This window comes from Streptococcus orisasini (assembly GCF_001431045.1).
GTDB lineage: Bacteria > Bacillota > Bacilli > Lactobacillales > Streptococcaceae > Streptococcus > Streptococcus orisasini.
Genome location: NZ_BCLE01000044.1, coordinates 19804 through 28605, shown reverse-complemented (window position 1 = coordinate 28605; position 8802 = coordinate 19804). Strand labels below are relative to the sequence as shown.

General features: G+C 43.3%; 8 protein-coding genes. 6 read left to right on the top strand and 2 right to left on the bottom strand.

Translation table 11 applies throughout. The features are described 5' to 3' along the window. The first annotated feature begins 111 nt into the window (after positions 1-111). The 6 genes from SCSH_RS09755 (at position 112) to SCSH_RS09730 (ending at position 4926) form a co-directional block, all read left to right on the top strand. Positions 112-705: a hypothetical protein gene (locus SCSH_RS09755; RefSeq protein ID WP_057491716.1), complete on the top strand. Its 594-nt coding sequence runs from the start codon at positions 112-114 to the stop codon at positions 703-705. A 10-nt stretch (positions 706-715) separates the two neighbouring features. After that, a complete protein-coding gene (locus SCSH_RS09750; protein ID WP_057491715.1) occupies positions 716-1180 on the top strand; it encodes a hypothetical protein in 465 nt (154 codons plus the stop codon). A 544-nt stretch (positions 1181-1724) separates the two neighbouring features. Then, on the top strand, positions 1725-3119 hold the full coding sequence (locus tag SCSH_RS09745) for an oxaloacetate decarboxylase subunit alpha (protein ID WP_057491714.1): 1395 nt from the start codon (positions 1725-1727) through the stop codon (positions 3117-3119). Positions 3120-3137: 18 nt separating this feature from the next. Beyond that, the gene (locus SCSH_RS09740) at positions 3138-3440 is read left to right on the top strand and encodes an OadG family protein (protein ID WP_057491713.1); all 303 of its coding nucleotides are present in this window, start codon (positions 3138-3140) and stop codon (positions 3438-3440) included. Further along, positions 3437-3784 (top strand): biotin/lipoyl-containing protein, encoded by a 348-nt coding sequence (locus SCSH_RS09735; protein ID WP_057491712.1) that lies wholly within the window; start codon positions 3437-3439, stop codon positions 3782-3784. Before SCSH_RS09740 ends, SCSH_RS09735 begins: the two co-directional genes overlap by 4 nt. 14 nt (positions 3785-3798) lie before the next feature. Beyond that, positions 3799-4926 (top strand): sodium ion-translocating decarboxylase subunit beta, encoded by a 1128-nt coding sequence (locus tag SCSH_RS09730; protein ID WP_057491711.1) that lies wholly within the window; start codon positions 3799-3801, stop codon positions 4924-4926. 121 nt (positions 4927-5047) lie between these two features. Here SCSH_RS09730 and treC read toward each other — a convergent pair whose 3' ends face one another. Both treC and treP read right to left on the bottom strand, forming a co-directional pair. Beyond that, positions 5048-6670, bottom strand: coding sequence for an alpha,alpha-phosphotrehalase (gene treC / locus SCSH_RS09725; RefSeq protein ID WP_057491710.1), 1623 nt, complete (start codon positions 6668-6670; stop codon positions 5048-5050). 90 nt (positions 6671-6760) lie between these two features. Beyond that, positions 6761-8731, bottom strand: a complete 1971-nt coding sequence (gene treP, locus SCSH_RS09720) for a PTS system trehalose-specific EIIBC component (protein WP_057491709.1) — start codon at positions 8729-8731, stop codon at positions 6761-6763. Between the last annotated feature and the right edge of the window lie 71 nt (positions 8732-8802).

Genomic DNA, 8802 nt, shown 5'->3' with positions numbered 1-8802 from the left:
AAAATCCTAGTAAAAAAGATAAACTTCCTTGTGTCTTGAGGACACGGCGTCAGTTTCCTATTTTTATACGGATTTGAAACGCTCTTTTGTATCTTATGGAAAGGAGAGAACATGAGAAAATATGCACTGTCTCTAATACTGCTGCCACTGCTCTTTGTAATACTGGGAAGCAAGGCTGAAAGCGAAACACGTTTACTAAAAACAGAGCCGCGGCTACAGAAAAAATTTGATGTTGACACTGTCAAAATGCCCCAGCAGAAGTTTAATCGCAGCAAGCTAAACACCTACAGCAAAATATACAATTACCTGAAAGCAGAGTTTGGCAAGCCAATCAAAAGCGAAAATATTCAAACCGGTGATGGTATTTTTTTAAGGGCAGATTATTTTAAAGATAAGATTAGTGGCAATCAGTATTTTGTGGCAAACAACACCATTTCGGACTATTCTCAAAGTCAATTTGTTTATTACGGCATTATCGCTTATTCTCAAAAAGCTCTGGATATCGGGCTGAAAACAACAGACTACTACCATCAAAAAAAGAAAATTTTGCTGAGCAGCCGCTACAATCCTTACATTATGGGTGATGTTGCTATTTCTTACCGTGAAGTTCCAGTGACTAAGAAACAAAAGGCTTACGGCATTTCTGTTTTCAATACGAAAGAATATAAAACATTCCAAGAAGCTGTTTTAAGTAAAACGGAATAGAAAGATGATGATGAAATCAATTAAAAACGTTAGCAAAATTCTTAGCATTTGCAGCCTTGCCGCCTTTGCCGTTATTTTCCTGCTGCTGTTTCAAACAGAGCAGGCAGCTGCTCGGCAAAATTTTAATCAGATAAACTGCCAGCCGGTTTTTCCCAATAAGCAGGAATTCCGCAGCCAATTGCTAAAAGAAGAGCACGGTCATCAGCATGACCATCAAGAACCACAAACAGAAAAGCAGACTGTTTGGAATTTGCAGAAAGCAGACCGGCTAAGACAGAAAATGATGGTTTACCGACCGTCAAATCAGGGACGTTTCAGAGAATACTGGGTGGGAACATCCCTTAAATGGAAAGGTATCAGCCTACCCAATCAGGTTATCAGCAATGTCAAAAATAAACAGACTTTTCATGCCAGCATTGACGGGAAAGACCGCCAGCTGCTTTCTGTTTTCACCAGCATTCTTGCTGAACACTAAAGCAAAAAAAGCTCTGCTGGACTGCCTTTACAAGTCTTTGATGCAGGAGAACTCATGGGCAGACGTCAAATCGGTTTTCCTCATTTGCTATCGGCAAATTCAGGTAGAGAACAGAGCAAATAGCCCTGCCATTTGAGGCTGCTCAGCTGCTTTATCGCTCCACCAATACAGAACTGTACACCAAGTGTCTGGCACTTGGTCTTTTCGTTTTTGAACCAATGTTCTCAAGGTTCATCACAGCAGCTTTTTTCTCTCAGCACTTTAGCCGAAAATTCACAAGGACTATAAAATCCCTAAAATATTACAAATCTCCATAACTATTAACTCTATTTTCGCTCTGGCAATGACTGTCTCTGCTTTGGACTTTATATACCACAACTGATTGAGTTTTTGGGAAGCTAAAGCCGTAAAAACTTGTGCTTTTAAGCATCTTAGAGCTGTATGCTCTTTATGTTTATCAGCGGGCGGCTTTTTCCTTTTGCAAAGAATGTAGTATAATAAAGGTAACGATTTCTCGAATCAACAAAAAATAAGGAGTATATTAATGAAAAATACCAGAAAAATCGGTATCACTGATACTGTTTTGCGGGATGCTCATCAATCCTTGATGGCCACCAGGATGCCTTTGGCTGATATGGAACCTGTCATCCCTTTGCTGGACAAAATCGGCTACGCTTCACTAGAGTGTTGGGGCGGAGCGACTTTTGATGCCTGCATTCGTTTTTTAAATGAAGACCCTTGGGAACGCCTGCGCACTATCAAAAGACTGGCCCCCAACACTCCCTTACAGATGCTGCTGCGCGGACAGAACCTATTGGGCTACCGTCACTATGCTGATGATGTCGTTGAAAAGTTTATTAGGCATTCTGCTGAAAACGGGATTGATATTTTCCGGATTTTTGATGCTTTAAATGATGTCAGAAATTTAAAAACGGCTCTTAAGGCTGTCAAAAAGACTGGAAAAGAAGCTCAGCTAACTATCTGTTATACCATCAGTGATGTCCATACCGTTCCTTATTATGTTTCACTGGCTCAAGAAATGCAGGATATGGGAGCAGATTCCCTGTGTATCAAAGACATGGCCGGTATTTTAACGCCAGCAAAAGGAAAAGAGCTGGTTACTGCCCTGACTGAAGTCATCAGCATTCCTATTGTCGTTCATACCCACTGTACCAGCGGTATTGCTCCTTTGACTTATCAGGCTGTCTTAGAAGCTGGGGCTAATCGCATTGACACGGCTATTTCACCTTTTAGTGAAGGAACCAGCCAACCAGCTACGGAGTCTATGGCTATTGTTCTTGAAGAACTAGGATATGACCACGGTCTAAACATGGACCTGCTTGAAGAAGCTGCCGATTATTTCAGACCTTTAAAAGACCGTTATCTCAAGGAAGGGCTCCTAGACCCGAAAATGCTGACGCCTGATCCGCGCTCGCTCATTTATCAGGTGCCAGGCGGTATGCTTTCAAATATGTATTCCCAATTAAAACAGGCTGGTGCCATTGACAAATACGAAGAGGTCTTAAAAGAGATCCCTCGCGTCCGCAAGAATTTGGGCTACCCGCCATTGGTAACACCGCTCAGTCAGATGGTTGGGACACAGGCAACGATGAACGTTGTTGCTGGAAGTGCCTATAAAATGGTGCCCAGCGAGATAAAGGCCTATCTTATGGGCCAATACGGACGCTCACCTGTGCCTATCGATGAAGATTTCCGCACTCGGCTGATTGAGGATGAAGAAGTGATTACAGACCGCCCGGCTGATCACTTGGATCCTGAATTTGATAGCTTGGCTAAGAAGGTGTCAGGCCTTGCACAATCTGATGAGGATGTCCTGATTTATGCCCTCTTTCCTAAGGTCGGAAAAGACTTTTTGACACAAAAGTATCGTCCAGCAGAGCCCCAAGCAGACCTTATCAAGGTGTCAGGAAGATTTTAGAAAGAAGGAAACATTATTATGACATTAACCGATATGTTTATTATAACTTTGGCATCGATGGGGTTGGTTTTTCTTATTCTGACCGGTTTGATGTATGTCATCCAACTGACAGCTGTTCTGGTCAATGCTTCTGACAAAAGGGCAGAACCTGCGGCCTTATCAGTACCAACGCAAGCAGCCAGACCACTGACAGGTCAGGAATTAGTTGACAAAGACAAGCATGCAAGAATAGCTGTTATCACAGCACTAGCCATTGCCAGCAAAGAAGAAAATAAACAGTTTAAAATCGAAAAAGTTGAAAAAGTAGGGAGTCAAAAATGAAAACATATGAAGTAAACGTTAATGGCGATATCTATATTGTCAGCCTGAGAGAGCTTGATGCAGCAGAGGCAGCTGCTCCTTTGAAACAAGCAGCTGCACCGACACCAGCACCAGCGGCTGCCGACAGTTCAGATGGCTACGCTATTCAGGCACCCATGGCAGGAAAAATTCTGCAAATCCATAAGGCTGTCGGAGACACCGTCAAAGCTGGGGATATGCTGTTCACCTTGGAAGCCATGAAAATGGAAACTCCTATTCAGGCACCAAGAGACGGAGTTGTTGCTGCTATTGCTGTTTCAGCTAACCAAACCGTCAATACTGATGATCTGCTGATGACCATCTAACAAGGAGAATCGCTATGCAAATCATTCATCAATTGTTAGAAACATCCGGCTTTTATAATTTAACCTATCAGAACATCATTATGATTATGATTGCCTGCGTTTTCCTCTACTTGGGCATTAAAAAAGGCTATGAGCCTTATCTGATGATTCCGATTTCCTTTGGAATGCTGCTGGTTAACCTTCCTTTAGCCAATTTAATGGCTGAACCAACCAAAACGGAAGCTGGCGGTTTGCTCTACTATCTTTATCAGGGAACGCACCTGGGTATCTATCCGCCCTTGATTTTCCTCTGCCTGGGAGCATCAACAGACTTTGAACCCTTGCTAGCAAATCCCAAGACGATCTTGCTGGGAGGGGCTGCCCAATTTGGTATTTTCGCAGCTTTCTTTTTAGCTGCCAGCTGGGGCATGTCTCCTCAGGAAGCAGCTTCTGTGGGAATTATCGGCGGTGCAGACGGTCCGACAGCTCTCTTTTTAACATCGAAACTGGCACCCCATCTGCTGTCTGCTATTGCTCTGGCGGCCTATTCTTATATGGCGCTTATCCCCATTATCCAGCCGCCTATCATAAAACTACTGACAACCCAAAAAGAGCGTCGCATTGTTATGAAAGTCGGCAGAAAAGTCAGTCAGCGGGAAAAAATTATCTTCCCAATCGTGGTTACCATTTTTGTCAGCCTGCTGGTTCCCAGTGCAACGACCCTGATTAGCTGTCTCATGCTGGGCAACTTGGTCAAAGAATCCGGCGTTGTGCCAAACATTACTACCGTGCTGCAAAATGCTCTCATGTATGGTATTACCATCATTCTTGGCTTGACTGTCGGAGCAAAAGCTGATGGAGCCCTGTTTTTGTCTGTTACAACTTTAAAAATCACGCTCCTTGGCCTCATCGCCTTTGCAGTCGGTACTGCATCAGGCGTGTTAATGGGCAAGCTCATGTGTTTCATGTCTGGCGGTAAAATCAATCCAATGATTGGTGCAGCCGGTGTATCCGCAGTGCCAATGGCTGCGCGTGTTGTCCATAAAGAAGGGCAAAAAGAAGACCCTGAAAACTTCCTGCTCATGCATGCCATGGGGCCAAACGTTGCCGGCGTTATCGGCTCAGCTATTGCAGCTGGTATTTTACTGGCCTTCTTCTCATAAAATTATTTTGCTGACTAATAAGAAAGAGCGAGATTCCCATCAATTCTTTAAGGATTCTGATGGGAATCTCGCTCTTTATGTTGACTCAGGAAAACTTACTTTCTAAGTAGTTGAATCTTCGCTACTGCAAAATCGCCAGTGTTTGATAAGGTTTTAAGGTGATTTTTGTAGAAAGTTCGACATCATCATAATTGCTAATCAGCACTTTTCCTGCTTGATAATTTGCTGCTAGGTCAAGCTCAGCCTCAGATGCCGAAAAATTATTGAGCACCAGCAGTTTTTGGCCTTCATATTCTCTTTCAAAGGCATAAACCTGACTGCTGTCCTTGTAAGCTGCCTGATAATTTCCTTGGGCTATAATCGGCAAAGTCTTGCGCAGGCGGATTAATTCCTGATAGAAGGGGAAAATCTTCCCTTTCTTTTCATTTGCAACGTTAATCTGCTGATAAGTTCTGCCGACTTTGAGCCAAGGCTCAGCTGTTGAAAAGCCTGCATTATTACTTGCATCCCACTGCATGGGCGTGCGGGAATTGTCACGAGACTTGGCCTTAATGATGGCAAATGCTTGTTCCTGTGTCTTGCCGGAAGCCAGCAATTCCTGATAGGCATTGAGAGACTCAACATCCACATAATCATCCATGCTGTCATAGTCTGGATCGAGCATGCCGATTTCTTCACCCATGTAGATATATGGCGTTCCACGCGACAAATGAATGCTGGCAGCCAGCATAGTCGCTCCTTCATTGCGAAAATGCTCAATATCAATAAAACGATTGAGTGCACGCGGCTGGTCATGGTTATTCCAAAAGAGCGCACTCCAGCCGTTTCCTTCACTCATACCTTGGCCCCAAGTGTGGAAAAGATTTTTTAATTCTTCAAAATCAAAGGTCTTAAGTGTCCATTTTTGCCCATTTTCGTAGTCCACCTTAAGATGGTGAAAGTTGAAAACCATGGACAGCTCATGGCTGTCAGGATTGCTGTATTGAACACAGTTTGGAATGTCTGTGAAACTCATCTCGCCAACCGTCATGCCATCGCTGTCCTTGCCAAAGGTAGCTTTGTTAAGCATTTTTAAATAATCATGGTTAATCGGACGGTCCGTATATTCTGGCTTGCCATCAAAGGCTGGATTGTCTTTTAATTCTTCGTCCTTGCCAATCAAATTGATGACATCAAAACGAAAGCCCTTGACACCTTTGCTGCGCCAAAAATTAACAACCTTGAATAATTCTTCACGCACATGCGGATTGCGCCAATTAAGGTCAGCCTGTGTCACGTCAAAGAGGTGGAGATAATACTTGCCGGTATCACCAAAAGGAGCCCAGGCGCTGCCGCCAAATTTAGAAACCCAGTCTGTCGGTTCATCACGCAAAATAAAGAAATCTTGATAGTAAGCATCACCAGCCAAAGCCTTTTGAAACCATTCATGGTCAGTTGAGCAGTGATTAAGCACCATATCCAGCATAATTTCAATGCCGTGCTCCTTACCTTTGCGGGACAGTTCCTCAAAATCGTCCATAGTACCAAACAAAGGGTTCACAGCCGTATAATCAGAAACATCATAACCATTGTCCCGCTGAGGGCTAGGATAGAAGGGATTAAGCCAGATGACATCTACCCCCAGTTCTTCCAAATAGGGGAGCTTCTCAATAATGCCTCTTAAATCACCGACCCCATTGCCAGTTGTATCTTTGTAAGATTTTGGATAAATTTGATAGACAACCTTTCTCTTGTCTAATGCCATACGATGCTCCTCACTAATAATAAGAGAGTAGGATAAAACCAAGTCTTCAGATCTAGCATCCTACTCTGCTGTTTATTATATCAACTTTTACTAAATTTTACTTGCGGTCAACAAATTATCGCCTGCCTGTGTTTCATGCGGTAGATCACCAACAGCGTCCAGCTGATAATCATTTTGGTTAGTAATAATAACTGGTGTTTCAGTGATATAGCCGGCTTCTTTTATCGCTTTCATATCAAAGGTAATCAGCTTATCACCTGCCTGAACCCGGTCTCCTTGCTTGACATGTGCTTCAAATCCATTACCTTCAAGGTTAACCGTATCCATACCAATATGCAGCAGCAATTCCAAACCTTGATCGGTAATCATACCGACAGCATGGTTGGTTGGAAAGAGCACAGATACAACACCGTCAACTGGTGCTACAAGGACCCCTTCGCTTGGTTCAATCAAGACACCTTGCCCCATGACTCCCTGAGCAAAGACAGGATCTGTTGCTTCAGACAGGGGTTTTACCTGACCAGTCAAAGGACTTTTTACTTCTACGAGAGTTCCCTTTTCAGCAACTGTGTTCTCTTGTGCTTTGGCAATGGCATCCACTTGCGGTGCCTTTACTGTTTCATCTTCAGTTTTTGTGAAATAGCCTGCTTTTCTAAAGAAAATAGTAACAGCAAACGGAATCACGATAGCTGCTGCCATACAGAGAAAGAACGGCATCATGTATTTAACATTGATTGCCATAAAGCCTGGCAGGCCGCCAACACCAATAGAATTAGCTTGAACATTAAGAGTCGTTGATAAAAAGCCTGCAACACTTGAACCAATCATTCCTGCTACAAAAGGATAAATGTATTTCAAGTTAACCCCAAAGAGGGCTGGTTCTGTAACACCTAGATAGGCTGAGATTGTTGCTGGAAGCGCAATCTGTGCTTCACGTTCATCATGACGGTTCATCCAATAATAAGCAAATACGGCAGAACCTTGAGCAATATTTGACAAAGCAATCATTGGCCAAAGACCAGTTGTATGGCTGGCCGTATCAGCAATAAGCTGTGTATCAATGGCATTGGTCATGTGGTGCAGACCAGTAATAACAAGCGGTGCATAAAGAGCGCCGAAGATAGCACCAAAGAGCCATTTGACAGGACCTGTCAAACCAGCAAGCACAACAAATGAAATGCCCTTACCAATAGTCCATCCGATTGGCCCAAGAACGGTATGAGCCAAAATCAAAGCCGGTACCAAAGACAAGAATGGCACAAAAATCATGGATACAACTTCTGGAATGACTTTACGCCAGAAACGCTCAAGATAAGCCAAAGAAAGTCCTGACAAGAGAGCTGGGATAACCTGTGCTTGATAGCCAATTCGTTTTACCGTAAAGAAGCCAAAATCCCACACCCAGTTTTTAGCAATTTCAGCTGATGATGTGCTGGCCACATTGTAGGCATTGAGGAGCTGTGGTGACACTAAACAGATACCAAGAACGATACCCAAAATTTGACTGGTTCCCATTTTACGAGAAACAGACCAGACAATTCCTACAGGCAGGAAGTGAAAGATCGCTTCACCGGGCAGCCAAAGAAAGGAATTGACTCCGCTCCAAAACTGCGATGTTTCTACGATAGTTTTACCGCCCAAGTTCGCAAATTCGACACCTTCCAAAATATTGCGGAAGCCTAGAATTAACCCGCCGACAATAATAGCTGGAATGATAGGTGTAAATATCTCTGCTAAGAGTGTCATCACGCGCTGAATTGGATTTTGATGGCTTTTAGCTGCTGATTTTGCTGCTTCTTTAGAAACACCTTCAATGCCTGAAACAGCTGTAAAATCATTATAAAAAAGAGGAACATCATTTCCAATAATGATTTGAAACTGTCCTGCATTGGTAAAGGTTCCCTTAACAGCAGGTATGGCTTCAATCGCCTTGACATCCGCCTTGCTGTTATCGTTTAAAACGAAGCGCATGCGCGTTGCACAATGCGTCACAGCAGAGACATTTTCTTTGCCGCCAACAGCATCTAAAAGTACCTTGGCGTCTTTTTCAAATTTTCCCATAGCTTTTCTTCTAGGTCGCCCTAGACCTCCTTATCATCATGAAATTGAATAGTTACAATTTAATTGTAAAC